Origin of the sequence: Agromyces sp. NBRC 114283, from assembly GCF_030268405.1 — a bacterium.
Taxonomy (GTDB): Bacteria; Actinomycetota; Actinomycetes; order Actinomycetales; family Microbacteriaceae; genus Agromyces; species Agromyces mediolanus.
Genome location: NZ_BSQP01000001.1, coordinates 3,052,431 through 3,076,712, shown reverse-complemented (window position 1 = coordinate 3,076,712; position 24,282 = coordinate 3,052,431). Strand labels below are relative to the sequence as shown.

The window sequence follows — 24,282 nt, the reverse complement described above, 5'->3', positions numbered from 1 at the left end:
CCGGTCCGCGCCGACCCTGGAAACGGATGCCCCGGCGTACGCGCCGGGGCATCCGCCGTGCCTGCTGGGGCATCCGCCGTGCCGGCGATCGGGCCGCGACTTTTGCCGAGAACCGGGCGAATGCCCAGGTGCGGCGCCGAAAGGGGAGCCTGCCGGCGGCACGGGGGCCAGCCATCCGTCAGTTGACCCCCGTTTTGGTGGTGGTGCCAGTATTCCGAACGACCCTCATCTCTGCCACGCTACGAAGGACTCACGTTCTGCGTGGGTTGCAAACCCGAAACCCGAATGACGCGCAACCCGAAATTCCGCGTCGAACCCGAAGGCGTGCAGCCATGCTTACCCGAACCCGTGTTTCGTCGACCCCTCGGCACCGCGACACCCTACCCAAGGGCCGCCTGAAGAAGGCGCTCTCGGTCCTCGCGAGCGGTGCGCTCGTCATCGGCATGGGGGTGAGCGGCGCACTCTTCGCCGCTGCGCCGGCCCAGGCCGCGCCCGTGAACCTCGGCACGGTGGAGGCGCAGGTCTCGAACCACCGCGGCGACGCCGGCAGCACCGGTCAGAACGCGGGCACCACGAGCGGCTACTGCATCCGGTACAGTCCGCCGAACTCCTCGAGCGAGACGGGGCCGTCGAACTGGGTGGCGAGCGGCAGCGAAGCCCTCACCGCGCACGGTCGTGGCGGCAGCAACTGTCCGAACAACCTGAGCACCTCCAGCCAGAGCGCGATCGGCGTGCAGCCGGCCGCCGGCTCGCTGGCGCCGGAGCCGGGTGCGGCGTTCAACATCGGGAAGATCACGCACTACAACAACCCCATCAACTACTCGGGGTCGAGCGACTACTTCAAGGGCACCGTCAGCTACCGGCTGCCGAGCCTGTCGAAGCAGTTCGACTTCAACTGGTGGATGTGGGAGACGCCGAACACCGGCAACGACAACCAGAACCGCGACCAGTTCAAGTTCCTGAACCAGGCGTCCGACACGACGATCTCCGTCGGCGGCGTCGACTACAAGCTCGTCATCCTCGGCTTCCGCACCGTCTCGAACGGCGCGGCGTGCCCCGCTGACCCGGGCAGCGCGGTCAACGAGTGGCTCACCTACGAAGGCCAGCAGACCCAGGCCTGCCTCTACGGCAAGCTCGCCCAGGTCCGCAAGCTCACGGTCAAGAAGGTCGTCGTCGGCGCCGGCGCCCCCGACACCACGTTCAACTTCGCTCCCACGAGCAACCTCGACGGCTCGCCGTGGAAGGACAGCTTCACCCTGAAGGCCGGCCAGTCCAAGACGGCCGACGCCGTCCAGGGCGAGACCATCACGATCGCCGAGAACGCGGTCGCCGACGCGCAGTGGTCGCTCACGGGCGTCGCCTGCGTCGACAGCGCGAACCAGCCGATCGGCACGCCGAACCTCGGCAGCCGGAACGTGACCCTCACGAACATCCCGGCGAGCGCGAACTCCGACATCACCTGCACCTTCACGAACACCTACGCCACGAAGGCGAAGCTGACGCTGAAGAAGGTCGTCGCCTCCGGCACCGCGAACAAGAACGCGTGGACCCTCTCCGCGAACACCGGCGGCGGCGCCGCCGAGCTCTCCGGCAACGACCAGGGCACGGGCGTGAGCAACGCGAACCTCTCGGCCGGCACCTACGCGCTCGCCGAGTCCGGCGGCCCGGGCGGCTACACGCAGCAGGGCAACTGGGTCTGCACCAACGACGGCAACGGCTCGGCCGTGACCGTGACCAACGGCAGCGTCGACCTCGTCGACAAGGCCTCGGTCACCTGCACCGTCACGAACCGCTACCAGACCGGTTCGCTCGAGGTGAAGAAGGTCATCACGGATGCCTCGGGCTTCTCGGGCACGGCCTCGACGCCGTTCACCGGCACCTGGAGCTGCACCGTCGCCGGTCAGGGCGTCGTGCAGAGCGGCAACTACACCGTCTCGACGGGCACCGCGCAGACCGTGAGCACCACGCTCCCCGCCGGCGCCGAGTGCACCGTGACGGAGAACGGGCCGAGCGGCAACCTGAAGAACGGCTCCTACGAGTGGGTGCAGTACGCCACCGACGGGCCGAAGACGATCGTCGACAACCAGAAGACCACCATCACGGTCACCAACTCGACGAAGCAGAACACCGGCACCTTCACGGTCGAGAAGAAGGTGTCCCCGGCCGACGCGAACACCCCCGCCGGCGGCTACACGGGCGGCACCGGCCGGCAGTTCACCGTGCACTACGTCTGCACGCTCGGCGGCCAGACGGTCTCCGAGGGCGACCTCCAGGTGACGCCGGGCACGCCGGTCTCCGGGCCGACGCTGCCGACGAGCACCAGCTGCTCGCTCACCGAGCCCGCCTTCTCGGCCAAGGCCGGCGACTTCGCGGACGCCTCGTACGAGTGGGCGGGCCGCACCGTGCTGCCGAACGTCGTCACGATCCCGAAGGGCGTCGACGCGACCGTCGACTCGACGGTGACGAACACCTTCGTGCGCAACTTCACGAAGCTCGACGTCAAGAAGGTCGTCACGGGCGCCGGGTACACCTCGACCGCTGACGACTTCACGGTCAACGTCGTGTGCGGTTCGACCACGACGCCGCTCACCCTGAAGAACGGCGAGACCGAGACCGTCCAGAACATCCCGGTCGGCAGCCTCTGCGCCGTGCAGGAGGTCACCCCGATCACGGCCCCGCTCGACGCGGGCCACGAGTGGGGCGCCCCGACGTACGCGCCGGGCACCCAGATCACGGTCGTGAAGGGCGAGACGAAGCTCGTCACCGTCACCAACACGACGGTGCCGGTCTACGGCCAGGTCTCGGTCACCAAGGCGACCGAGGGCGGCGGCATCGCGGCCGACAAGACCTTCGACGTCACGGTCAGCTGCGGCGCGAAGACGTACAACGCCGCCATCAAGGCGGGCGAGACCTACACGACCCCGGCCGGCGAGCTCCTCGCGGGCACCGAGTGCACCGTGCACGAGGGCGCGGTCTCCGGCGGCCTCGTCGACGACTCCTACGCCTGGGCGGCGACGCCCGTCGCGAACGACGTGAAGGTCACCGTCGCGAAGAACGAGACGAAGAACGTCGTGATCACGAACACGACGCAGCGCGTCTACGGCTCGCTCGTGATCACCAAGGACCTCGTCGACCCCGACGGCGTGTACAGCGGTCCCGGCTTCTCGGGCACGTACAGCTGCACCGACGGCACGAGCGGCGACTGGGGCCCGCTGGCCGACGGCGGCCAGGCGACCGTCACCGGCATCCTGCTCGGCTCGAGCTGCACCGTGACCGAGACGGCGCCCGCCGCCCCGGCCCCCGGTGACGCCTCCTACGTCTGGGCCGGCATCGACTACGCGCCGGGCACCCAGGTGACGCTCAGCGCGGCCACGCCGAACCCCGGCGTCACGGTGACGAACACCGTCGTGCGCCAGTCCGGCTCCTTCGCGGTCGCGAAGACCGTCGAGGGCGACGCGGCCGGCTACGACCCCGCCGTGCCGTTCGGCTTCGACTGGGTCTGCACCGACGACAGCAATAACAAGTACAGCGGCAGCTTCGACGTGCTCGCCGGCGCGGTGGGCGGCCCCGGGCAGAACATCCCCGCGGGCAGCGACTGCACTGTCACCGAGCACGACGCCCCGGCGCCCGCCTCGGGCTACACCTGGGACGGCGTGACCCTCACGGCGACCCCGGGCGGCAGCCCGCAGGACGGCCGTTCGGTCTCCTTCACGATCCCGGCGCCGCAGAACGGCGACCCGGTGACCGTGCAGGTCTCCGCGGTGAACGCCCTGTCGAAGAAGTACGGCTCGGTCGAGATCACGAAGGTGGTCGACGGCGACGGGTACACCGGCGGCGCCGACATGGAGTTCGAGGCATCCGTCGCCTGCGGCGTGAACGGCACCGAGTCGGTGACCTTCACGACCGGCGGCAGCGACGCGCTCCAGCTCCCGCTCGGCTCCGAGTGCACCGTGACCGAGGTCACGCCGGTCGGCGGGCTCGCCGACGGCAGCTGGGCCTGGGACGGCGTGACCGTCTCGCCCGACACCTTCACGATCACGGAGCCCGGCCAGAAGATCGACGTCACGATCACGAACACGCTGAAGCGGGTCTACGGCTCGGTCACCCTCGAGAAGACCCTGAGCGGTCCCACCGGCGTGGTCGACCCCGACCGCGAGTACTCCGGCACCTGGCAGTGCACCCACGACGGTGACGACCCGGTGAGCGGCGACTGGACGACGACGGCCGGCGCGAGCGCCATCACGCTCAGCGACGAGGTGCTCGTCGACTCCGACTGCGTCGTGCTCGGCGAGGACCTCTCGCAGAAGCCGTCGAACGACCCGTCGTACACCTGGGGCACCCCGGTGTTCACCGGTGACTCCGTCGGCGCGGCCGAGCCCGCCCTGCTCGTGGTCGGCAACTCGTTCAGCCGTGAGACCGGCAAGATCGAGGTCCTGAAGGCCGTCACCGGTGACACCGAGGGCTACGTGGCCCAGGCCGCCGGGGGCAAGGACTTCCCGATCAACTACGACTGCTCCGTGGACGGCGTCGCCGGCCACCTGATGGGCACCGTGAACGTCGCGGACGGCCAGAAGACCGTGCTCGTCGACGGGGTGCCGCTCGGCTGGAGCTGCGCGCTCAGCGAGGGTCAGCTCGACCCCGACACGTTGAAGGACGCCTCGTACAGTTGGGGTCAGGCGACCGTGTCGCCCGCGCAGCTCACGCTCGGCTCCAACGGCGAGACGAAGCTCGTGAACGTCACCAACCCGATCTCGCAGGCCTTCGGCACCTTCACGGTGACGAAGCAGCTCGACCAGGTCCCCGGCAAGGTCGTCGCCGACGGCACCGGCTACACCGGCACCTGGAGCTGCAGCTACGACGGCGACGTGGTGGCGTCCGGCGACTGGAAGATCGACGACGCGAGCGGCGGCACCACCGAGGCCTTCGGGCCGGTCCCGCTGACGAGCGAGTGCTCGATCACCGAGGACGAGCCGAGCGACGGCGACCTCGCGACCGGCTGGTCGTGGAACACGCCGGCCATCGCCGACCCGGTCGAGATCGTCTCCTCCGACGTCGTGCCGAACATCGCGGTCACCAACTCGGTGTCTCAGCTCTGGGGCGCGCTCGAGCTCACGAAGGTCACCGAGGGCGACACCGCCGGCATCCCCGCCGGGCTCGACGTGACCGGCTCGTGGACCTGCGACTGGGTCGACGGCGAGGGCGAGGACGCGCAGGCCGGCGGGCAGTGGACCGTCCCGGCCACCGGCGGCACCGTCTCCCTCTTCACCGCCGCGCAGAAGAAGGTGCCGGTCGGCGCCGACTGCCAGGTGCAGGAGGACACGCTCGACAACGGTGAGCTGAAGGACCCGTCGTACGCCTGGGCCGCCCCGGACAACGGCGAGACCGTCACCCTGGTCGACGGCCAGACCGCCGGCATCACCGTGACGAACACGGTGGAGCGCGTGCGCGGCACCGTCATCATCGACAAGGTCGTGACCGGTCCGGCGAAGGGCCTCGTGGACGGCGCCACGCCGTTCACCGGCACCCTGAGCTGCGTCTACGGCGACGACCCCGCGGTCGAGTACGAGTGGACCGCGACGCCCGACGGCAACGCGACCGTGACCGGTGTGCTCGCGACGAGCGACTGCACCGCCGTGGAGACCGCGCCGACCACCGGCCCGGTGCCGACCGACCCGTCGTACCAGTGGGTCGAGGTCGTGGGCTATGACGGCAACCCGGCCACCGTCCCCGCCGCGGGCGACGACTGGCCCGTCGTCACGGTCACGAACGACACCTTCCGTCTGAAGGGCGACTTCACGATCGAGAAGGTCGTGTCGGGCACGGATGCGGCGCTCGAGGGCGTCGACCCGGATGCCTCGTACACCTTCGAGTACTCGTGCACCCTCCCCGAGGGCGGCGACCCGGTGACGGGCGAGCTGACCGCGACCGCGACGACCCCGGCGAACCTGCCGGCCGGCGTGGAGCTCCCCGCGGGCACCGAGTGCACCGTGACCGAGCCTGCGGACCAGCTGCCGGGCCTGAAGGACGACGCCTACTCGTGGGGCGACGTGAGCTACACGTCCTCCGACGGCGGCGCCACCACCGAGGGCCGCAGCATCACCTTCACGATCGCCGGCAAGGGCGCCGAGGAGCTCGGACACGTGCTCGTCACCGCGACCAACCCGATCACGAAGACCCCGGGCGCCTTCACGACGGCGAAGACGTCGAACCCGCCGAGCGGCAGCACCGTGCTCCCGGGCGACACCATCACCTACACGGTGACGGTGACCCCGACCGGCGCGGTCACCGTGCACGACATCGTCGCGGTGGACGACCTCAGCGGCGTGCTCGGCAAGGCCGTGCTCGACGAGGACGGCATCACGGCGAGCGTCGGCACCTTCGCCTTCGACGACGCGACGCAGAAGCTCACCTGGACCGTCGGCGACCTCGCCGCGGACGCCGGGACGCAGACGCTCGTCTACTCGGTCAAGGTGAACGCGGACGCCTGGGACGCCACGATCGGCAACTCGGTCACCGCCGGCGGCGACGTGCCGTCCGACGAGTGCACGCCCGAGGAGCCGTGCACGACGGACCACCACACGGACCCCGAGCCCGCCCACCTCACGCTGGTGAAGGAGGTCGACAACTCGGCCTTCGAGGGCAAGCTCGGCGAGGGCCAGGTGCCCGGCAAGCCGGCCGACTGGCGCCTGCGCCTGCTCGGTCAGGGCGAGTCCGTGTTCCACGGCCTCGGCGGCTCGGCGGACATCTTCGACCGCGAGGTGAAGCCGGGCGCCTACACGCTCCTGGAGTCGCTCGACAACGAGACGAACCCGCTGCTCGGCTTCTACAGCCCGGGCGACTGGAGCTGTGTCGGCGAGGGCGTCTCGCTCAGTGAGGGCGTGCTGACGCTCGACCCGGGCGCCGACGGCACCTGCACCATCCTCAACACGGCCAAGACGGTCGACCTGTCGATCGACAAGCACCACGTCGAGCAGAACGACAGCGGCGACTGGCTCGTGCCCACCGACGAGGACTCGAGCTACCCGTACTCGATCACCGTGAAGAACAACACGCCGAACCTGGTCGTGCCGAACGTGGTCGTGACCGACGAGCTGCCCGCCACCCTGAAGGCCGCACCGGTCGAGGAGTGGACGGTTCCCGCCGGCTGGACCGCGGCGCTGAGCGGCGCTTCGGCCGAGGGCTTCGGCGGCACGGCGACCTTCAGGAAGGACGCGTCGTGGACGCCGGAGGAGGCGCAGAGCTACGAATTCGGCTTCCAGGTGACGACCGCCGCCGAGCTCCCGCGGGAGGACGGCAGCGACACGGGCAAGATCCTCGACATCGTGAACACCGCCACGGTCACGAGCGGCGGCGTCGAAGGCACCCCGGACGACAACACGTCGACCGAGGAGACGCCGGTGAAGTCGATCGAGGTCAACGCGCTCGCGATGTGCATCGCGAACGCCCCGTGGGTCACCTACGAGCTGACGCCGTACAACATCGAGAACGTCGAGATGCCGCGGGTCGTGATGATCTGGTGGACGCCGGAGGCCTACGCCGCCCGCAACCCGAACATCCCGGCGAGCGACATCGACGGCATCCTCGCCGACGGCGCCGCCAAGGTCGATGAGATCGTGCCCCCGGCGAACGCGCAGAGCGGCGTGACGATCACCGGCCAGCAGCTCTGGCCCGGTGCCGCGGTCGACGCGGCCGGCAACGGCATCGCCTGGCCCGGCTGGCGCCTGCTGCCGAACGGTCGCTGGGTCCTCGACCCGACCGCGCCGTTCTACGAGCTGCGCGGGAACGCGATCGTCGAGATCCGCATGAACCCGAGCACGGACGCGGTCGAGGCCTACCCGCCTGCAACGCCCGACTGCAACGCCGCTCCGACCCAGCCGAAGCCGAACGCCAGTGGCATGGCGAACACCGGTTTCGACCCGAGCTGGGGCATCTGGGGCGCCGCGATCCTCGTGATCGGGGGTGTCGGGCTGCTGCTGATCATCCGCCGCCGCCGCACCGCGGAGTAAGACCCCGGCGGCCGTCGTCGCCGCCGAGGCTGGAGCCTTCTTCGCTCCAGCGGGTCCGGAGTCCATCCCGAGCTCCGGGCCCGTTCCCCATAACACCCACCCGGGCTGCTTTCCCCCGAGAGCGGCCCGGGTGAGTGCATTCCGGGGGAGTCGGAACGGGGCAGCACGAAAACGGCGGATGCCGCGGCGATCGAGTCGCCGCGGCATCCGCCGTTCGTGCTGGAGCCGCTAGGGGCGGCCGCGCATGATCGCCTGCTTGACCTCGGCGATCGCCTTCGTCACCTCGATGCCGCGGGGGCACGCCTCGGTGCAGTTGAAGGTCGTGCGGCAGCGCCACACGCCCTCCTTGTCGTTCAGGATGTCGAGGCGCACCTTCGCCTCGTCGTCGCGCGAGTCGAAGATGAAGCGGTGCGCGTTCACGATCGCGGCCGGGCCGAAGTACTGGCCGTCGGTCCAGAACACGGGGCAGCTCGACGTGCACGCGGCGCAGAGGATGCACTTCGTGGTGTCGTCGAAGATCGCCCGCTGGGCGACCGACTGCACGCGCTCCTTGCCGGGCTCCGGGGCGGTGTTCGCCTGCAGGAACGGCTGCACCTCGCGGTAGCTCGCGAAGAACGGCTCCATGTCGACGATCAGGTCCTTCTCGAGGGGGAGGCCCTTGATCGCCTCGACGTAGATCGGCTTCGAGATGTCGAGGTCCTTGATCAGCGTCTTGCAGGCGAGGCGGTTGCGGCCGTTGATGCGCATGGCGTCGGAGCCGCAGATGCCGTGGGCGCACGAGCGGCGGAACGTCAGCGAGCCGTCCTGCTCCCACTTGATCTTGTGCAGGGCGTCGAGCACGCGGTCGGTGGCGTACATCTCGACGTCGAAGTCCTGCCAGCGCGGCTCGGTGTCCACGTCGGGGTCGAATCGACGGATCAGGAAGGTCACCGTGAACGACTGGATGGCGTCGGCCTCGGCCGGCGGGTGCTCGAGCGTAGCGGTGCTCACCTCAGTACTTCCTCTCCATCGGCTGGTAGCGAGTGACGACGACCGGCTTCCAATCGAGCCGGATGTGGTCGCTCGCGTCGGACGAGTGCGCGTCGCCCGACAGATAGGCCATCGTGTGCTGCATGAAGTTCTCGTCGTCGCGCTTCGGGTAGTCGTCGCGCATGTGACCGCCGCGGCTCTCCTTGCGGTTGCGGGCGCTCGTCACGACGACTTCGGCGAGGTCGAGCAGGAAGCCCAGCTCCACGGCCTCGAGCAGGTCGGTGTTGAAGCGCTTGCCCTTGTCCTGCACGGCGACGTGCTTGTACCGCTCGCGGAGCTCGGCGACGACGCCCGCGGCGTGGGTCAGCGACTCCTCGGTGCGGAACACCTGCGCGTTGCGGTCCATCTCGTCCTGCAGCTCCTTGCGGATGGCCGCGATGCGCTCGGTGCCCGTCGAGTCGCGCAGACCCGTGAGGAGCTCGCGGACGCCGGCGGCCGGGTCCGCGGGGAGCGGGGTGAAGTCGACCGTCTTCACGTACTCGACCGCGTTGCGGCCGGCGCGCTTGCCGAAGACGTTGATGTCGAGCAGCGAGTTGGTGCCGAGGCGGTTCGAGCCGTGCACCGATACGCAGGCGCACTCGCCGGCGGCGTAGAGACCGGGCACGACGGTGGTGTTGTCGCGCAGCACCTCGGCGTCGGTGTTCGTCGGGATGCCGCCCATCGCGTAGTGCGCGGTCGGCATCACGGGGACCGGCTCGTAGACCGGGTCGACGCCGAGGTAGGTGCGGGCGAACTCCGTGATGTCGGGGAGCTTCGTCTCGAGCACCTCGGCGCCCAGGTGCGTGCAATCGAGCAGCACGTAGTCCTTGTGCGGGCCCGCGCCGCGGCCCTCCGCGACCTCCTGCACCATGCAGCGCGCGACGATGTCGCGGGGCGCGAGGTCCTTGATGGTCGGGGCGTAGCGCTCCATGAACCGCTCGCCGGAGGCGTTGCGGAGGATCGCGCCCTCGCCTCGGGCGCCCTCGGTGAGGAGGATGCCGAGGCCCGCGAGGCCGGTCGGGTGGAACTGGAAGAACTCCATGTCCTCGAGCGGCAGGCCCTTGCGCCAGATGATGCCGACGCCGTCGCCCGTGAGGGTGTGGGCGTTCGAGGTGGTCTTGAAGATCTTGCCGAAGCCGCCGGTCGCGAAGATGATCGCCTTCGCCTGGAAGACGTGCAGCTCGCCGGTCGCGAGTTCGTACGCGACGACGCCGGACGGCTGGGGGACCCCGTCGACCTCGGTCATCACGACGTCGAGCGCGTAGTACTCGTTGTAGAACTCGATGCCGAGCTTGACGCAGTTCTGGAACAGCGTCTGCAGGATCATGTGGCCCGTGCGGTCGGCGGCGTAGCAGGCCCGGCGCACCGGGGCCTTGCCGTGATCGCGGGTGTGCCCGCCGAAGCGGCGCTGGTCGATCTTGCCGTCGGGCGTGCGGTTGAACGGCAGGCCCATGTTCTCGAGGTCGATGACGGCGTCGATCGCCTCCTTGGCGAGGATCTCGGCCGCGTCCTGGTCGACGAGGTAGTCGCCGCCCTTGACGGTGTCGAAGGTGTGCCACTCCCAGGAGTCCTCCTCGACGTTCGCGAGCGCCGCGGCCATGCCGCCCTGCGCCGCGCCCGTGTGAGAACGCGTGGGGTAGAGCTTCGAGATGACGGCCGTCTTCGCGCCGGGGCCGGCCTCGATGGCCGCCCGCATGCCGGCGCCGCCGGCGCCGACGATGACGATGTCGTACTGGTGGTAATGAACGCCGTCGACGACCTGGGTCTCGGCGTGGGTCTCGCTGGTCACGTGTCTCCTAGGCGGCGCAGAACGAGGGGAGGAGGTCCGCCGGGGCGCCGGCGGGGCACGGGTCGAAGGTGAAGACCACGAGGGTGCCGAGCACGATGAGCACGGCGGCGGCGAGGAACAGCGCGAGCTTCATGAGCTTCTGCGCCGTGCCCGGCTTGGTGTAGTCGTTCACGATGGTGCGCATGCCGTTCGCGCCGTGGATGAGGGCGAGCCAGAGCATCGCGACATCCCACCACTGCCAGAACGGGTCGGCCCACTTGCCGCCGACGAAGCCGAAGTCGATGGCCTTGACGCCGTCGCCCAGCATGAGGTTGACGAACAGGTGGGTGAAGATCAGCACGATGAGCACGACGCCCGAGACGCGCATGTAGATCCAGCCCCACTTCTCCAGGTTCACGCCGCGCTTGGGCGCGGGGCGGACCGGGGTGCGGGGTGCTTCGATGGTGGTCACGCTCGCACTCCTCAGTGGCTGAAGACGTTGATCAGGTGGCGCGGGGTGAAGGCGAGCATCGTCACGACCCAGAGGGCGATGACGATCCAGAACAGCACCTTCTGGTGGCGCGTGGCCCAGGTCCAGAAGTCGACCAGGATGATGCGCAGGCCGTTCAGGGCGTGGAACACGATCGCGCCGACGAGGGCGACCTCGCCGAGGCCCATGATCGGGGTCTGGTACGTGCCGATCACCGCGTTGTACGCCTCGGGGGAGACCCGGACGAGCGCGGTGTCGAGGATGTGCACCAGCAGGAAGAAGAAAATGGCGACACCCGTGATGCGGTGCAGCACCCAAGACCACATTCCCTCGCGGCCGCGATACAGCGTGCCGCCCGGCTTCTGCTTCGCCGGCTTTTCGGGTGCGGTCAGGGTTCCTGCCGAGGACTCTGGCATGAACAACCCTCCCTGGCTGTGTGACGATCGGCCCGTGACGAGCGGGCGCGTCGAGGCGCAGTGCGCCCTGTGCCGAGTCTAGACCCGTGCCGCTCGCCGCGCGGGTTAGGGCATCCTTAGCCGATCGCCACGGCGGAGTGCGCTCCGGCTATCCTGGGCTGATGCCAGCGAAGCTCGACCGGTTCTACGCGGTGATCCCCGCCGGGGGCATCGGCTCCCGCCTGTGGCCGCTCTCGCGCGCCGATGCGCCGAAGTTCCTGCACGACCTCACCGGATCCGGGCAGACCCTGCTGAAGGACACCTGGGACCGCCTCGCGCCGCTGTCCGGCGAGCAGCGGGTGATGGTCGTCACGGGCCGCGCGCACCGCGCCGCCGTCGAGGCGCAGCTGCCCGAGCTCGCCGACGAGAACGTCGTGCTCGAGAGCGAGCCGCGCGACTCGACGGCCGCCATCGGCCTCGCCGCGGCGATCCTCGAACGACGCGAGCCCGGCGTCATCGTCGGCTCCTTCGCCGCCGACCACGTCATCTCGGGCGACGCGCTCTTCCAGCACGCCGTCTCGCAGGCGGTCGCCGCCGCCGAGGCGGGCTACATCGCGACGATCGGCATCACCCCGACGGAACCCGCGGTCGGCTTCGGCTACATCGAGTGCGGCGACCGGCTCGAGGTGGCCGGCGCCGAGGACGTCGAGGCGGTGTCGAGCTTCGTCGAGAAGCCCGACCTCGCGACCGCCAAGCGCTACCTCGCCGGCGGCCGGCACCTATGGAACGCGGGCATGTTCATCGCCCGGGCCGACCAGCTGCTCGCCGAGATCGAGCGCAACAAGCCCGAGCTGCACGCCGGGCTCGTCGAGCTCGCCGCCGCCTGGGACGACCCCGCGACCCGTGGGCCCGCCGTCGACCGCATCTGGCCGAACCTCGAGAAGATCGCGATCGACTACTCCGTCGCCGAGCCGGCCGCGGAGGCGGGCCGGCTCGCCGTCGTGCGCGGGCACTTCCAGTGGGACGACGTCGGCGACTTCGCCTCGCTCGCGAAGCTGAACACCGCGGGCCGCTCCGGCGAGCTCGCGATCCTCGGCGAGGGCGCGCGGGTGCTCGCCGACGCGTCGAGCGGCATCGTCGTGAGCCGCTCCAAGCGCGTGATCAGCCTGATCGGCGTGCACGATATCGTCGTCGTGGACACGCCCGACGCGCTGCTCGTCACCACGAGCGAGCACGCCCAGCGGGTCAAAGCGGTTGTCGACGCCCTGCGGCTCGGCGGCTCGAGCGACGTGCTCTAGCCCGACCGGGCCGGCAGCGGAGCCCCGCGGGGCGCGAGAGATGGGGGAGGCGGACGGATGACCCGACGCACTCGGTTCGGATTCGGCGCCGTGCTGGCCGCGGCATCCCTGGTCCTCGTGGCGTGCGCCCCGGCGCCCGCCGGCGACGGCGGGACGCAGAGCGAGGCCTGCGTGCGCATGGTGACCAACTCGGGCGGTCTCGAGGACCGCTCGTTCAACCAGTCGAGCTGGGAGGGGCTGCAGCAGGCCGAGTCCGAGTACGGCATCGAGGCCGAGGCGATCGTCTCGACCGGCGAGACCGACCTCGCCCCGAACGTGCAGCAGGCCGTCGAAAGCGGGTGCGGGCTCGTCGTGACGGTGGGTTGGGAGCTCGCCGAGGCGACGACCGACCAAGCCGGCAAGAACCCAGACCTCGCCTTCGCGATCGTCGACGAGACCGTCGAGGGCGAGAACATCAAGCCCGTCGTCTTCGACACCGCCCAGGCGGCGTTCCTCGCCGGCTACCTCGCGGCCGGCGTCTCGAAGACCGGGGTCGTCGCGACCTTCGGCGGCGGCAACCAGCCGCCCGTGACGCTGTTCATGGACGGCTTCGCCGACGGCGTCGCGAAGTACAACGAGGTGCACGGCGCGACGGTGCGCCTGCTCGGCTGGGACAAGGCCGCGCAGGACGGCGCGTTCACCGGCGACTTCGAGGACATCAACAAGGGCAAGGCGCTCACCGAGGGGTTCATCGACCAGGGCGCCGACGTGATCCTCCCGGTCGCGGGCCAGGTCGGCGAGGGCGCCGCCTCGGCCGCCGTCGAGCGCGGCGGGGTGTCGGTGATCTGGGTGGACAGCGACGGCTACGAGACGCTCGCCGCCCAGTACCGCCCCGTCATCCTCACGAGCGTGCTGAAGAACACGCAGGACGCGATGGTGCAGATCGTCGGCGAGGTGCTCGACGACGCGTTCACGAACGAGCCGTACGTGGGCACGCTCGAGAACGGCGGCGTCGAGATCGCGCCCTACCACGAGCTCGCGCCGCTCGTCAGCGCGGAGCTGGACGCCGAGATCGACGGACTGCGTCAGCAGATCATCTCCGGCGAGCTCGAGATCACCTCCCCGAGCGCCCCCTGACCCTGGTCCCTGAGCCCGTCGAAGGGTTGGTTCCCTGAGCTCGTCGAAGGGGTTGGTTCCCTGAGCCTGTCGAAGGGGTTGGTTCCCTGAGCTTGTCGAAGGGACGGGCTGGTCCCCTGAGCCGGTCGAAGGAGAGATCCCCGAGTGCGTCGGAGCCTCTCGGGGATGGTCACCCGCGAGTTGTCCGTCCGTTCCTTCCGCGTGCCAGCCCCGGCAGCTCCGAACCGCGCCCCTCGATCAGCGCGAGCTTCTTCGCACGCCCCCATCCCTGCACCTGCTTCTCGCGCTCGTAGGCCTGCGCGACGGTCGGCCACTCCTCGCAGTAGACGAGCGTGACCGGACGATGGCGGCGAGTGAAGTTCGCCCCGAGGCCGGCGTTGTGCTCGGCGACGCGGAACTCGACGTCGCCGTTGGTCGAGCCTGTGTAGAAGGCGCCGCCGGTGCAGCGCACGATGTACATCCATGGCATGGGCTGATCGTGCCCGACGAGCGCGGCCTGCGCCGGGCGGCGGGATGGCCCGGGGATGGGCGAGTGCGCGAGGGCGCTGTGGAGGACGGGACCCTTCGACGAGCTCAGGGGACCAGACGCCTGGAGGGGATCGGGGAACCAACCCTTCGACGAGTTCAGGGGGCCAGTGCTCCCTTCGACGAGCTCAGGGAACCAACCTCTCCCTTCGACGGGCTCAGGGGACCAGCCCGTCCCTTCGGCGAGCTCAGGGGGCCAGTGCTCCCTTCGACGGGCTCAGGGAGCCAGCGGCCGTGCTCATATGAGCAGAATGTCGCGTCTTGATAACCATTGACGCTGCGGCTCTTCGCGCCCGAGGCATCCGGCGCAACATTCGGTAACGTAACGACGATCAGCCCCCTGCGAGAAGGCGGGGGCCTCTCACGTCTTTGGAGGACACTGTGAAGGTCACGACCAAGAAGGCCGCCATCGGCGGCCTCGCGCTGCTCAGCAGCGCCGCGCTGCTCGCCGGCTGCGCCTCGGCCCCCGAAGAGGGCGGCTCGGGCAGCGGCGAGGCGAGCGACTTCCTCCCCTGCATGGTCTCGGACGCCGGCGGCTTCGACGACAAGTCCTTCAACCAGCTCGGTTTCGAGGGCATCAGCAAGGCCGCCGACGAGCTCGGCGTCGAGGTCAAGACGGTCGAGTCGAAGGACGAGACCGAGTACGCGCCGAACCTCACCAGCCTCGTCGACCAGGGCTGCGACCTGATCGTCACGGTCGGCTTCGCGCTCTCCGCCGCGACCGTCGAGTCCGCCACCGCGAACCCGGACGTCGAGTACGTCATCATCGACGACGCGGCCGACAACGACTTCGACGGCAAGACCGACGCCGAGAACATCAAGCCGATCCTCTTCGACACCGCGCAGGCCGCGTTCCTCGCCGGCTACGCCTCGGCCGACTACACGAAGACGAACGTCGTCGGCACCTACGGCGGCATGAACTTCCCGACCGTCTCGATCTTCATGGACGGCTTCGCGCAGGGCGTCGACTACTACACTCAGGAGAAGGGCAAGGCCGTCAAGGTCGTCGGCTGGGACCGCGCCGCGCAGGACGGCTCCTTCACCGGCGGCTTCGAGGCGAACGACACCGCTCGCCAGACCGCGCAGGCCCTGATCGACCAGAACATCGACGTGCTGCTGCCCGTTGGCGGCCCGATCTACCAGTCGGGTGCCGCCGCGGTCCGCGACTCCGGTCGTGACATCGCGATGGTGGGCGTCGACGCCGACCTCACCCAGACTGACCCCTCGGTCGCCGACCTCATCCTGACCTCGATCCTCAAGGGCATCGACGTCGCGACGTACGACTCGGTCCTCGCGGCCGGCAAGGGCGACTTCGACGCGACCCCGTACGTGGGCACGCTGGAGAACGACGGCGTCGGCATGGCTCCGTTCCACGACTTCGAGTCCAAGGTCTCGCCGTCGCTCCAGGGCGAGCTCGACGATCTGAAGGCGAAGATCATCTCGGGCGACGTCAAGGTCGAGTCCTACCTGGCGGGCTAAGACACGCCAGCCATGATCGGGGAGGTCGGTACGCCGGCCTCCCCGATCTGCTTCCCGTGGTGCGCGCGACGGTGCACGCGCCGCAACATCTGAGCGGGGCGAATCGCCCCGCCCCAACATCGGCGCAGCATCTGCAGCAGATGCTGCGCGCTCACTAGGATCAAGGACATGAAGCTCGAACTTCGCGGAATCACGAAGCGGTTCGGCAGCCTGGTCGCGAACGACCACATCGACCTCACCGTGGAGGCCGGCGAGATCCATTGCCTGCTCGGTGAGAACGGTGCAGGCAAGTCGACGCTGATGAATGTGCTCTACGGCCTGTACCAGGCGGACGAGGGCGAGATCCTGCTCGACGACGTCGTCCAGCACTTCTCGGGCCCCGGCGACGCCATGGCCGCCGGCATCGGCATGGTGCACCAGCACTTCATGCTCATCCCCGTCTTCACCGTCGCCGAGAACGTCATGCTCGGCAACGAGGCGACCAAGGGCGGGGTGTTCCTCGACCTGAACGCGGCCCGCGCGAAGGTGCGCGAGATCAGCCAGCGCTTCGGCTTCGACGTCGACCCGGACGCCCTCGTCGACGAGCTCCCCGTCGGCGTGCAGCAGCGGGTCGAGATCATCAAGGCGCTCTCGCGCGACGCCCGGGTGCTCGTGTTCGACGAGCCGACCGCCGTGCTCACCCCGCAGGAGACCGACGAGCTGATGCAGATCATGCGTCAGCTCCGCGATGCGGGCACCTCCATCGTCTTCATCACCCACAAGCTCCGCGAGGTGCGCGAGGTCGCCGACCGCATCACGGTCATCCGCCTCGGCAAGGTCGTCGGCGAGGCATCCCCGACCGCGTCGAACACCGAGCTGGCCTCGCTCATGGTCGGCCGCGCCGTCGAGCTGACGGTGCACAAGAACCCGCCGCAGCTCGGCGACGAGGCGCTCGTCGTCGAGGGCCTCACCGTCGTCGACCACATCGGTCAGCTCGTCGTGAACGATGTCAGCTTCGAGGTGCGCAAGGGCGAGATCCTCGCGATCGCGGGCGTGCAGGGCAATGGCCAGACCGAGCTCACTGAGGCGCTCGTCGGATTGCAGCCCCGGGTCCGCGGCTCGATCCGCCTGAACGGCGAGGAGCTCACGACCGCGAGCGTGCAGCGCATCCTCGACGAGGGCGTCGGCTTCGTCCCCGAGGACCGCAACGAGGACGGGCTCGTCGGCGCGTTCACGATCGCCGAGAACCTCATGCTCGACCGCTCCTCGGGCGCTCCCTTCGTGAAGGCCGGCAGCATCCAGCGCGGGACGCTCGCCGAGTTCGCGCGCGAGAAGGTCAAGGAGTTCGACGTCCGCACCCAGGGCATCGACGAGCAGGTGCGCCAGCTCTCGGGCGGCAACGCGCAGAAGGTCGTGCTCGCGCGCGAGCTCAGCCGCGAGCTCTCGCTGCTGGTCGCCGCCCAGCCGACCCGCGGCGTGGACGTCGGCTCGATCGAGTTCATCCACAAGCGGATCGTCGAGACGCGCGACAGCGGGGTCCCCGTCGTCGTCGTGTCGACCGAGCTCGACGAGGTCGTCGCGCTCGCCGACCGCATCATGGTGATGTACCGCGGTCGTGTGGTCGGCATCGTGCCCGGCACCACCCCCCGTGACGTGCTCGGCCTCATGATGGCCGGCGAACAGCCCGAAGGAGCCGCAGCGTGAGCGAGCCCCAGCCCAAGACCAGCACGACGCCGAGGGACACCACGACGGTTCCCGCGCAGGCGCCGGAGCCCTCGCGCTGGCACCAGACCTTCCAGAAGATCACCACCGGCAACGCGCTCATCTCGGTGCTGTCGGTGCTGCTCGCCCTCGTCGTCGGCGCGATCATGATCGCGTTCACCGACGAGGACGTGCAGAAGGCGGCGGGCTACTTCTTCGCCCGACCGGGCGACACCTTCGTCGCGATCTGGCAGTCGGTGTCTGGCGCCTACTCGGCGCTCTTCCAGGGCTCGATCTACAACTTCCGCCGCGACAGCTTCGCCGCCGGCATCAAGCCGCTGACGGAGACGCTGACCTTCGCGACGCCGCTCATCGCCGGTGGCCTCGGCGTCGGCCTCGCCTTCCGCGTCGGCATGTTCAACATCGGCGGCCGCGGCCAGATGCTGATCGCCGCGTCGGTGGCCGGATGGCTCGCCTTCGGCTTCGAGCTGCCGTGGGGCCTGCACATGCTCGTCGCCCTCGTCGGCGGCCTGCTCGGCGGCGCCCTCTGGGGCGGCATCGCCGGCCTCCTGAAGGCGAAGACGGGCGCGCACGAGGTCATCGTGACGATCATGCTGAACTTCGTCGCCTTCTACCTGGTGTCGTGGCTGCTGCGCACGCCCGGGCTGCTGCAGGCGCCGGGCTCGTCGAACCCGAAGACGCCGCCGATGAAGGACACGGCGATCTTCTGGAACCTGAAGGAGTACGGCTACAACCTGCACCTCGGCTTCGTGATCGTCGTCGCCGCGACGGTGCTCGTCTGGTGGATCCTCAGCCGCTCGAGCCTCGGCTTCCGCTTCCGCGCGGTCGGCGAGAACCCGAACGCCGCGCGCGTCGCCGGCATCAACGTGCCGTCGATCTACGTCTACGCGATGCTCATCTCGGGTGCGCTGCTCGGCCTCGCCGGCGTCAACCAGGTGCTCGGCACCGTGACCACCGGCTTCACCGCCGGCATCGACGCGGGCGTCGGCTTCGACGCGATCACCGTGGCCCTCCTCGGCCGCTCCACCCCGTGGGGCATCTTCGCCGCGGGCCTGCTCTTCGGCGCCTTCAAGGCCGGCGGGTACTCGATGCAGGCCGCCGAGGGCGTGCCGGTCGACATCGTGCTCGTCGTCCAGTCCCTCATCGTGCTGTTCATCGCGGCTCCGCCGCTCGTGCGCACGATCTTCCGCCTGCCCGACCCGAGCCGAGGTCCGAAGCGACCCAGGCCGATCGTCACGAAGGAGGTGACGGCGAAGTGACCACCGTGACCGAACACCACCAGGTGTCCCCGCAGCCCGACGCGCTCGCCACCACGGTGGTCACGAGCTGGAAGGCCCCCATCGCCTTCGCCGTCTTCACCCTGGCGGCGCTGGCGCTGGCCGTCTTCGCCCCGCGCGAGGGCGACACGACATACCGCCTGAACGCCTCCGACAAGGACGCGATCATCATCGCGAACATCTCGGTGCCGGCGATGCCGGCGCTCTGGGTCGTGGTCGTCCTGCTCCTGCTCGCGACGGCGTTCTCCGTCTGGCTCGTCACGCAGAAGCGCCGGGTGCCGCTCTGGCTCATCGTCGTCTTCGCGATCGTGTTCCTGTTCGGCTTCCTCACCTGGGCCGGCGCCGGGGCGATGCTGCCGATGATCAACCTGCTCTACGGTTCGCTGAGCCTCGCGGTGCCGCTGATCTTCGGTGCGCTGACCGGTGTCATCGGCGAGCGGGTCGGCGTCATCAACATCGGCATCGAGGGGCAGCTGCTCGCCGGCGCCTTCACCTCGGCGGTCACCGCCTCCGTGGTGATGAGCTCGACCGGGTCGGTCGGCCTCGCCCTGCTCGCGGGCGTCATCGGCGCGATGGTCGCCGGCGCGCTCGTCGGCATGGTGCTCGCCGCTTTCGCGATCAAGTACTTCGTCGACCAGGTCATCGTCGGTGTGGTGCTGAACGTGCTCGTCACGGGCCTCACGAGCTTCTTCTTCTCGCAGGTGCTCGCCCCGAACGCCGCCGTGCTGAACTCGCCGCCGCGGTTCCCGCGCCTGCCGATCCCGCTCCTGAGCGAGATCCCGATCATCGGGCCGGTGCTGTTCCGCCAGACGCTCATCGTCTACCTGATGTACATCGCGGTGATCGTCGTCTTCATCGGGCTGTTCAAGACTCGCTGGGGCCTCCGCCTCCGCGCGGTCGGTGAGCACCCGCAGGCCGCCGACACCGTGGGCATCAACGTGAACCGCACCCGGTTCTGGAACGTCGCCCTCGCGGGCACCATCGCCGGCCTCGGCGGCACGTTCTTCACGATCGGTTCGGGCATCGCGTTCAACAAGGAGATGACGGCGGGTGCGGGCTTCATCGCCCTCGCTGCGGTGATCTTCGGTGGCTGGGACCCGATCCGGGCCACGCTCGCGGCGCTGCTGTTCGGCTTCGCGTCGAACCTGCAGAACACGCTCTCGGTAATCGGCTCGCCGGTGCCGAGCGAGTTCATGCTGATGCTGCCGTACCTCGTCACGATCATCGCCGTCGCCGGCCTCGTCGGGAAGGTCCGCGGGCCGGCCGCGGCGGGCAAACCCTACATAAAGTCCTGAGCGACGCATCCGGAGGCCTCGTGCGGCCAGCCCGCCCGGGGCCTCCGGCGTTCCATCCGGCCGCCGAGCGTCGCGTCATCCACCCGGCCGTTCCACCCGCCAAGCACTGCCCGGAAAGGGGAGCACCATGACCCGAACCGACGAGATCGACTGGGAGCTCCTCCGGGAGCGCGCCCGCGACGCGATGGCGAAGGCCTACGTGCCGTACTCGCAGTACCCGGTCGGCGCCGCCGCGATCGTCGATGACGGCCGCGTCGTCTCCGGCTGCAATGTGGAGAACGCCTCCTACGGCGTGACGCTCTGCGCGGAGTGCTCGCTCGTCTCCGCCCTTGTCATGTCGGGTGGCGGCAAGCTCGTCGCCTTCGCGTGCGTCGACGGACACGGCGAGACGCTGATGCCGTGCGGGCGCTGCCGCCAGCTGCTCTTCGAGCACTCGGCGGAGGGGATGGTGCTCGACACCGTCTCCGGATTCAAGACCATCGACGAGGTGCTGCCCGACGCGTTCGGCCCGCGCACCCTCGCCGTCTACCGCGGCCAGGCGGAGGAGTCCGCCGGCCCGAGCAAGGGAGCATGACCATGGCCGCAGTCGAGGCCTTCGACGCCGTCGACCTGATCCGGGCGAAGCGCGACCGGCGCGAGCTCACGACCGCCGAGATCGACTGGCTGGTCGAGGCGTACACCCGCGGCTACGTCGCCGACGAGCAGATGTCGGCGATGACGATGGCGATCTTCCTGAACGGCATGAGCCGTCGCGAGATCCGCGACCTCACGATGGCGATGATCGCCTCGGGGGAGCGGATGGACTTCTCGGGGCTCGGCAAGCCCACGAGCGACAAGCACTCCACCGGCGGCGTCGGCGACAAGATCACCCTGCCGCTCATGCCCCTCGTCGCGACCTTCGGGGTCGCCGTGCCGCAGCTCTCGGGCCGCGGCCTCGGGCACACCGGCGGCACCCTCGACAAGCTCGAGTCGATCCCGGGGTGGCGCGCGGAGATCACGAACGACGAGATGTTCGCGCAGCTCCGCGACGTGGGCGGCGTGATCTGCGCGGCGGGCGCCGGGCTCGCCCCCGCCGACAAGAAGCTGTACGCGCTGCGCGACATCACCGGCACCGTCGAGGCGATCCCGCTCATCGCCTCCTCGATCATGTCGAAGAAGATCGCGGAGGGCACGAGCGCGCTCGTGCTCGACGTGAAGTTCGGCTCCGGCGCGTTCCTGCAGGACATCGAGCGCTCCCGCGAGCTCGCCCGCACCATGGTCGAGCTGGGCGAGGACGCGGGCGTCGCGACGAGCGCCCTGCTCACGAACATGAACGTGCCGCTCGGTCGCACGATCGGCAACGCGAACGAGGTGCGCGAGTCGGTCGAGGTGCTCGCCGGCGGCGGCCCCGCCGACGTGCGCGAGCTCACGATCGCGCTCGCCCGGGAGATGCTCGCCCTCGCCGGGCGCGACGGCGAGGACGTCGAGGGCGCCCTCGACGACGGCCGGGCCATGGACACCTGGCGTCGCGCGATCGCGGCGCAGGGCGGCGACCCGGATGCCGAGCTGCCCGTCGCCCGCGAGCACCACGTCGTCACGGCCGACCGCGACGGCGTCCTCGTGGAGCAGCACGCGCTGCCGTTCGGCATCGCCGCGTGGCGGCTCGGAGCGGGTCGCGCCCGCAAGCAGGACCCGGTGCAGCACGCCGCGGGCATCGAGCTGCACGCGAAGCCGGGCGACGAGGTGCGCGCCGGTCAGCCGCTGTTCACGCTCTCGGCCGACGAGCCGGAGCGCTTCGGGCGGGCGCTCGAGGCCGTCGAGGGCGCGTGGCGCATCGGCGACGCGGGGGAGCCCGTCCAGGACGGCGGCCCGCTGATCGCCGACCGGATCGGCCGCTGAGAGCGCGCGGCCCCGCACGGCTCAGGAACGCCGCGTCGCGGCATCCCCACAACTCCGGGGATGCCGCGACGCGGCGTTCGCCGCATTCGGCAGATGCTCCCGAGTCGCGACCGGCTATCGTTGACTCGTGGACACGACTGAGTACCGCCTCGAGGGCGACGGCATCGAGCTGCGGAGCCTGCCCAAGGTCAGCCTGCACGATCATCTCGACGGAGGCCTGCGCCCGCAGAGCCTCATCGAGCTCGCCGAGGAGATCGACCTCGACGTGCCCGCCACCGACGAGGCCGGTCTCGCCGAGTGGTTCTCCACCCAGTCGAACTCCGGCTCGCTCGTCGAGTACCTGAAGACCTTCGAGCTCACCACCGCGGTCATGCAGACCCGCGAGGGGCTCACCCGCGTCGCTCGCGAGTCCGTGCAGGACCTCGCGGCCGACGGCGTCATCTACGGCGAACTGCGCTGGGCCCCCGAGCAGCACCTCACCCGGGGCCTCAGCCTCGACGAGGCGGTCGAGGCCGTGCAGGAGGGCATCGAGCAGGGCATCGACGACGCCAGGCACCAGGGCCGGGGCATCCGCATCGGCCAGCTCGTCACCGCCATGCGCCACGCCGACCGCGGCCTCGAGATCGCCGAGCTCGCGGTGCGCCACCGCGACCGCGGTGTCGTCGGCTTCGACATCGCGGGCGCCGAGGCGGGCTTCCTGCCGAGCCGGCACCGCACCGCCTTCGACTACCTCGCCGGGCAGTTCCTGCCGGTGACGGTGCACGCGGGCGAGGCCGACGGCCTGGACTCCATCCGCAGCGCCCTCGTCGACGGCCGGGCGCTCCGCCTCGGGCACGGCGTGCGCCTCGCGGAAGACCTGGTGATCGAGCGCCAGGACGACGAGAACACCTACGTCTCGCTCGGCCAGCTCGCCCAGTGGGTGCGCGACCGCGAGATCGCGCTCGAGACGAGCCCGTCCTCGAACCTGCAGACCGGCGCCATCGCGGCCTGGGGCGACGAGCTCGTCGACCACCCCTTCGACCTGCTGTACCAGCTCGGCTTCCGGGTCACCGTGAACACCGACAACCGGCTGCAGTCGGGCACCTCGCTCACGCGCGAGCTCGCCCTGCTGTCCGACGCCTTCGGCTACGACCTCGACGACCTCGAGGCGTTCCAGCTGAACGCGGCGGCCGCCGCCTTCCTCCCGCTCGACGATCGCGAAGAGCTCGCCGAGCTGATCGAAGACGGGTTCGACGAGGCCTGACCGGCCGCGACGTCCCGTCGCAACCCGCCCGCCGCGCCACGAACGCCGGGCTGTGAAACGGAACCGCCAGTGACCCTTCCGCCGCTCCCCGACGAAGCCGTCGCTCTCGGCGCGCACGCCGCCGACTGGCGCGCCGCCGTGCGCGAGGCCGGCCGGGCGCTCACCCGCGCCGGTGCGGTGCGCATCGAGTATGCCGAGCGGATGATCTCGGTCATCGACGAGTTCGGCGCGTACGTCGTGATCGCCCCCGGTCTCGCGCTCGCGCACGCCCGGCCGGGTCCCGACGTGCTGCACGAGGGGCTCTCCGTCGTCACCCTCGCCGAGCCGGTCGCGTTCGGGCATCCGCACAACGACCCGGTGCGCGTGGTGGTCGGCCTCGCCGTGGCGAACGCCGAGGAGCACGTCGCGAGCGTCGCCGCCCTCGCGAACGCCTTCAACGACCCAGAGGCGATCGATCGGCTCGCCGCGGCGGGGAACGCCGCCGAGGTGCGCACGATCCTCGGGCTGGCGGCCGGGCGATGAGGATCGTGGCGGTCTGCGGCGCCGGGATCGGCACCTCGGCGATCCTCAAGGTCAACGCCGAGCGCGTCCTCGAGCGGCTCGGCATCGACGCCGAGGTGAGCGCGAGCGACCTCGACGGGGTCGCCCGAGCGGCCAGCGACGCGCAGGTCATCCTGACGTCCACCGAGCTCGCGTCGGCGGTGCGCCGGGCGATCGGGCGCAACTACGCCGAGATCGTCGAGGTGCGGAACTTCCTGGACCTCGACGAGCTCGCCGTGCTGCTCGAGCGCTCGCTCGGCTGA

At 70.1% G+C, this 24,282-nt stretch carries 17 protein-coding genes; 12 read left to right on the top strand and 5 right to left on the bottom strand.

All coding sequences use genetic code 11. The features are described from left to right. Positions 1-332: 332 nt before the first annotated feature. On the top strand, positions 333-8,006 hold the full coding sequence (locus tag QSJ60_RS14775) for a DUF5979 domain-containing protein (protein WP_285464126.1): 7,674 nt from the start codon (positions 333-335) through the stop codon (positions 8,004-8,006). Positions 8,007-8,234: 228 nt separating this feature from the next. Here QSJ60_RS14775 and QSJ60_RS14770 read toward each other — a convergent pair whose 3' ends face one another. The 4 genes from QSJ60_RS14770 to sdhC are packed head-to-tail and all read right to left on the bottom strand — an operon-like array spanning position 8,235 to position 11,688. After that, positions 8,235-8,996: a succinate dehydrogenase iron-sulfur subunit gene (locus QSJ60_RS14770; protein WP_230765863.1), complete on the bottom strand. Its 762-nt coding sequence runs from the start codon at positions 8,994-8,996 to the stop codon at positions 8,235-8,237. Between the two features lies 1 nt (position 8,997). After that, on the bottom strand, positions 8,998-10,803 hold the full coding sequence (sdhA, locus tag QSJ60_RS14765; RefSeq protein ID WP_285464125.1) for a succinate dehydrogenase flavoprotein subunit: 1,806 nt from the start codon (positions 10,801-10,803) through the stop codon (positions 8,998-9,000). A gap of 7 nt (positions 10,804-10,810) precedes the next feature. Beyond that, the gene (locus tag QSJ60_RS14760) at positions 10,811-11,254 is read right to left on the bottom strand and encodes a succinate dehydrogenase hydrophobic membrane anchor subunit (protein ID WP_189086220.1); all 444 of its coding nucleotides are present in this window, start codon (positions 11,252-11,254) and stop codon (positions 10,811-10,813) included. An 11-nt stretch (positions 11,255-11,265) separates the two neighbouring features. After that, positions 11,266-11,688 carry a succinate dehydrogenase, cytochrome b556 subunit gene (sdhC, locus tag QSJ60_RS14755; protein ID WP_189086221.1) on the bottom strand — a complete coding sequence of 141 codons (423 nt, stop codon included), beginning with the start codon at positions 11,686-11,688 and terminating at the stop codon, positions 11,266-11,268. 161 nt (positions 11,689-11,849) lie between these two features. Here sdhC and QSJ60_RS14750 point away from each other — a divergent pair, with 161 nt between their 5' ends. Further along, positions 11,850-12,965, top strand: coding sequence for a mannose-1-phosphate guanylyltransferase (locus QSJ60_RS14750; RefSeq protein WP_285464121.1), 1,116 nt, complete (start codon positions 11,850-11,852; stop codon positions 12,963-12,965). A gap of 57 nt (positions 12,966-13,022) precedes the next feature. Then, positions 13,023-14,081 (top strand): BMP family lipoprotein, encoded by a 1,059-nt coding sequence (locus QSJ60_RS14745; protein WP_285464119.1) that lies wholly within the window; start codon positions 13,023-13,025, stop codon positions 14,079-14,081. Positions 14,082-14,250: 169 nt separating this feature from the next. On the opposite strand, the gene QSJ60_RS14740 is transcribed toward QSJ60_RS14745, so the two are convergent. Further along, positions 14,251-14,550, bottom strand: a complete 300-nt coding sequence (locus QSJ60_RS14740; protein ID WP_285464118.1) for a GIY-YIG nuclease family protein — start codon at positions 14,548-14,550, stop codon at positions 14,251-14,253. 437 nt (positions 14,551-14,987) lie between these two features. Here QSJ60_RS14740 and QSJ60_RS14735 point away from each other — a divergent pair, with 437 nt between their 5' ends. The 9 genes from QSJ60_RS14735 (at position 14,988) to QSJ60_RS14695 (ending at position 24,282) form a co-directional block, all read left to right on the top strand. Further along, a complete protein-coding gene (locus tag QSJ60_RS14735; RefSeq protein ID WP_230765872.1) occupies positions 14,988-16,085 on the top strand; it encodes a BMP family lipoprotein in 1,098 nt (365 codons plus the stop codon). Positions 16,086-16,253: 168 nt separating this feature from the next. Continuing rightward, entirely contained in the window at positions 16,254-17,768 is a 1,515-nt protein-coding gene (locus tag QSJ60_RS14730) for an ABC transporter ATP-binding protein (RefSeq protein ID WP_189086226.1), read from the top strand. Continuing rightward, a complete protein-coding gene (locus QSJ60_RS14725) occupies positions 17,765-19,045 on the top strand; it encodes an ABC transporter permease (RefSeq protein ID WP_285464115.1) in 1,281 nt (426 codons plus the stop codon). Before QSJ60_RS14730 ends, QSJ60_RS14725 begins: the two co-directional genes overlap by 4 nt. Beyond that, positions 19,042-20,358 carry an ABC transporter permease gene (locus QSJ60_RS14720; RefSeq protein WP_373292273.1) on the top strand — a complete coding sequence of 439 codons (1,317 nt, stop codon included), beginning with the start codon at positions 19,042-19,044 and terminating at the stop codon, positions 20,356-20,358. The genes QSJ60_RS14725 and QSJ60_RS14720 overlap by 4 nt, the downstream gene beginning before the upstream one ends. A 127-nt stretch (positions 20,359-20,485) precedes the next feature. Next, a complete protein-coding gene (locus tag QSJ60_RS14715) occupies positions 20,486-20,932 on the top strand; it encodes a cytidine deaminase (RefSeq protein WP_189086227.1) in 447 nt (148 codons plus the stop codon). A 2-nt stretch (positions 20,933-20,934) separates the two neighbouring features. Beyond that, positions 20,935-22,236: a thymidine phosphorylase gene (locus tag QSJ60_RS14710; protein ID WP_189086364.1), complete on the top strand. Its 1,302-nt coding sequence runs from the start codon at positions 20,935-20,937 to the stop codon at positions 22,234-22,236. A gap of 127 nt (positions 22,237-22,363) precedes the next feature. Next, positions 22,364-23,479 carry an adenosine deaminase gene (locus QSJ60_RS14705; protein ID WP_189086228.1) on the top strand — a complete coding sequence of 372 codons (1,116 nt, stop codon included), beginning with the start codon at positions 22,364-22,366 and terminating at the stop codon, positions 23,477-23,479. 69 nt (positions 23,480-23,548) lie between these two features. Then, the gene (locus QSJ60_RS14700; RefSeq protein ID WP_230765874.1) at positions 23,549-24,001 is read left to right on the top strand and encodes a PTS sugar transporter subunit IIA; all 453 of its coding nucleotides are present in this window, start codon (positions 23,549-23,551) and stop codon (positions 23,999-24,001) included. Next, on the top strand, positions 23,998-24,282 hold the full coding sequence (locus QSJ60_RS14695) for a PTS sugar transporter subunit IIB (protein WP_230765875.1): 285 nt from the start codon (positions 23,998-24,000) through the stop codon (positions 24,280-24,282). The genes QSJ60_RS14700 and QSJ60_RS14695 overlap by 4 nt, the downstream gene beginning before the upstream one ends.

Excerpts from the sequence above, each read along its gene's own strand:
- QSJ60_RS14730 (WP_189086226.1), top strand. The coding sequence starts at position 16,254 with ATGAAGCTCGAACTTCGCGGAATCACGAAGCGGTTCGGCAGCCTGGTC.
- QSJ60_RS14715 (WP_189086227.1), top strand. The coding sequence starts at position 20,486 with ATGACCCGAACCGACGAGATCGACTGGGAGCTCCTCCGGGAGCGCGCC.
- QSJ60_RS14740 (WP_285464118.1), bottom strand. The coding sequence starts at position 14,550 with ATGCCATGGATGTACATCGTGCGCTGCACCGGCGGCGCCTTCTACACA.
- QSJ60_RS14745 (WP_285464119.1), top strand. The coding sequence starts at position 13,023 with ATGACCCGACGCACTCGGTTCGGATTCGGCGCCGTGCTGGCCGCGGCA.
- sdhC (WP_189086221.1), bottom strand. The coding sequence starts at position 11,688 with ATGCCAGAGTCCTCGGCAGGAACCCTGACCGCACCCGAAAAGCCGGCG.
- QSJ60_RS14710 (WP_189086364.1), top strand. The coding sequence starts at position 20,935 with ATGGCCGCAGTCGAGGCCTTCGACGCCGTCGACCTGATCCGGGCGAAG.
- QSJ60_RS14695 (WP_230765875.1), top strand. The coding sequence starts at position 23,998 with ATGAGGATCGTGGCGGTCTGCGGCGCCGGGATCGGCACCTCGGCGATC.
- QSJ60_RS14775 (WP_285464126.1), top strand. The coding sequence starts at position 333 with ATGCTTACCCGAACCCGTGTTTCGTCGACCCCTCGGCACCGCGACACC.
- QSJ60_RS14750 (WP_285464121.1), top strand. The coding sequence starts at position 11,850 with ATGCCAGCGAAGCTCGACCGGTTCTACGCGGTGATCCCCGCCGGGGGC.